The sequence below is a fragment of the Xanthovirga aplysinae genome (genome assembly GCF_009711365.1).
Taxonomy (GTDB): domain Bacteria; phylum Bacteroidota; class Bacteroidia; order Cytophagales; family Cyclobacteriaceae; genus Xanthovirga; species Xanthovirga aplysinae.
Map to the genome: position 1 here is coordinate 1 of NZ_SMMB01000661.1, position 3,077 is coordinate 3,077.

A 3,077-nucleotide genomic window follows, 5' to 3' on the forward strand; every position below is an offset into this window, starting at 1 on the left:
AACTTGGAAAAAGTTCTTTTGAATTAGTAATGCTCCTTTTTTATGCGGTAATTTTTATATAGTTTTTTTGGGTTTATAGTTGGTATTTATTTTCCCAAACGAATCTACTTTTCTTTAGAATATAAATCAGCGTTTAAAGAATGATGATTTTTCCCGATTCACGGATTTTGTTACTATATAAGGAATAGAAATAAATGCCTCTTTTTAGGTAAGGTAAGGGTAATTCTTCCTTTTCAAATCTTAGTTCCTTTTCATACACCATTCTTCCATTTGCGTTGAACAATTGAAAATGAATAGTTTCCTCCAAAGACTCCTTTTTGTAGATATTGAGAATTCCCATTTGTTTAACAGGGTTTGGGAATATTAAGATGGAAGTTTCCTTAAAATAATAGGCTAAAACCGGACTGGTTAATATCTCTTCTTGATTCTTAAAGCTGACCTTTGCTCTGTACTCATTGTGCCCTTCATTAGGCTGTGAATCCAGATATTTTATGGTGCTGTGGTTATTAGGATTGAGCCTTTCTATTGTGGAAAAATGATTCCCATTCCTTCTTTCAAATTCTATGGCGTCAACTTGGTAATCCGTTCCTAGGTTTAGCGTTAATTCAACTCCTTCCTCAGGCAAAACATCAACCAAAAAACTAACAACGTAACATTCTACGCCTTGTAAATCATAGTCAAAGGTTAAGCTTCTGATGCCCTTTTTTTTATGTTTTATTTCAGGGGCTACGGAAAAAAATGGAGTGGTGAAATTTGATTTGTTAAGGACAATAGAGGTATCATTAGGATTGGGTAATGGGATCTCTTCTAAGTATTTTTCTCCTAAAGTATATAAGGTATAAGCCTCTACATTCGGTATCCTATCCCAATTTATCATTACAGAATCAGAACAGTTAAAGCCTATCGCAAAATTTATTGGTCTAGAAATAGTAAAAGGTTCTGTTAGGTATTCTTTCTCCATTATGGTCATTTTAGCAATTGCGATAGAAAAAACCTCTGGAGCTTCCCATTGGAAAAGGCCATCTGATAAGTCTATATTCTCATTAATAGTTTCCCATGTCTCTCCCTCATCCAGGCTAAGTTCCAGTTTGCCCATGTTTTGATTAAAGGTAGTTTCCCATCGGAATTGGCTTATGCTTTCTCCATCATAAGGCATATTATCACTTCCAGTAGGAAAAGTCCATTTAAAGCTGTTTTCTTCCTCCCATTGAAATGCAATAAAATAATCTTGGGGGCCCGAAGGAATATCAAATCCTTTTACAGTGAGTGTATAGTCTCCCTCCTCCGGATCACTAATTGTAATTTGTTCAATATTGTTTAGGTGATCGGCCTGTCTTTTCGGAGCTTGTTTTAGGGAATCAGGGTGTGGGTAATGATTTAGTACCCAGGGTTCCCAGCTAATGGAGGAAATATTGTTTTGTAGCTCTAAGTCAAGATCGTTTATTAAGGCGGTGCTGGAATTTGGGGCAGCGGCTGGGTCATTCCAGACAAGGGTAATCTTCAAGTTAACTGCCTTTGGGGGTACATGAAGTTGAAATGAGTCGGTTTCTCTTTGGTTGACGGAGCCCTTAAAAAAGGATTTTTCATTAATCGTCTGTAGAGCCTTGGAAGCATTAATATTTCCATAGCCAGAGAAATAATCTAGTCCTTCTGGTCCAACATCCTCTGCACTATTGATCAATATGGCCTTAACCAGGGCAGATGGAGGTAAAGATTGTTCATTATCAAGCTTATAAGCTTCCTGTAGCAAGGTGACAGTACCTGAAACAATGGCTGCTGAAGTAGATGATCCAGAGGTGCTGTAAGCTACTAGTTCGGGTTTTACTCTTCCATCGTAGGCAGGTCCCTTTGATACCTGTTCAGCAGGGACACCAGTAGTGTTAACGGAACCTACTGTAAGAATATTTTTTGCCATTTTATAGTTTCCAGTTAGGTTGGAAAACCCTTCAATTCCTTGGTAGGCTCCCATTTCAACTATTTCCTCCCCACTATTTCCTGCTGAAAATACATGCAAAAGGTTAGGGTTATTATTCGCACTTACATCAAAGGCTTGGGCCAGATTTCCATAATAGCTCTCCACAAGATTTCCATAGGAATGATTTTGAACAGATATTTGGAGTCTCTGATAATCCGAATCTGAATCAGGAAACTTGGTAGTATTTTCAGGAGTAGCATTATTGGAAGAGGTGAGGTTGGCACCCCATGCCACTCCTTTACTTTTGACGGATGAGTTTCCCCCGCCTGCTATTACAGTGGCCATATCTGTTGCATGTCCGGAAATAGTAGAACCCTCTAAGTCCGAGGGTATCACTCTGCCTTTAAGATCAATATCTTCGGTATCAAAAACTGGTTCCCTTACGGAAACTGTAATGTTTTTTCCATTAAGTTCTGGAGATTGGTGATGGACTAAGTTTATTTTGTTTACCATAAGATTCATATCCAACAATGGGCTTTCTTGTTGGGGAGTGGAAGGGGCTTTATCTATAAAAGTAACCCATTCCAAGGGTAGAATGTAGTTTTCTAAATTAGAGTAGGTGGATTCAATGATTAAAGCATTTGCTTCCTTGTATTCGGCTTTAATCTTTATGGTATGGGAGTGTTGAACTATTTCATTTATAAAGGCCTCCCAGTTAGATACTGTAATAGAATAGTAGGTTGGAGTGGAGGGACTAAAGTTGGGGTTTGAAGTTTGCTTTAGCAATGTAGGAGAAAACTTCCATTTATTATTGGCTGTGCTTTCTTCAATAAATAACTCCTGTCTGTCCTTTAAGGAAATATTTTTATCATAGTGGATTATAGCATTTGATTCATCTAATTTCCGAACTACTCTGACTCCTTTGTTTTGAAGATAATTTTTTTGATATGGGAACTTAAATTTAACCAAATATAGAGGGGTTTTCTTTTCCAAAGTACCATCAGAAGTCATTCCCAAAGAATCAACATAAGCAGACCATGAATTAGCACTGGAATTCGATTGTCCATTTGCATCAAATAGGAAAAAATAGAATAGTGCTGATAACGGAAAGAAATATAGCCAAGTTTTGTGCATCATATGGTTAGCGGAAATTTACCAAAAA

At 37.3% G+C, this 3,077-nt stretch carries 1 protein-coding gene; it reads right to left on the reverse strand.

Translation table 11 applies throughout. The features are described 5' to 3' along the window. Nucleotides 1-133: 133 nt before the first annotated feature. Nucleotides 134-3,052, reverse strand: coding sequence for a S8 family serine peptidase (locus E1171_RS03855; RefSeq protein ID WP_155204270.1), 2,919 nt, complete (start codon nt 3,050-3,052; stop codon nt 134-136). Between the last annotated feature and the right edge of the window lie 25 nt (nt 3,053-3,077).

Excerpts from the sequence above, each read along its gene's own strand:
- E1171_RS03855 (WP_155204270.1), bottom strand. The coding sequence starts at position 3,052 with ATGATGCACAAAACTTGGCTATATTTCTTTCCGTTATCAGCACTATTC.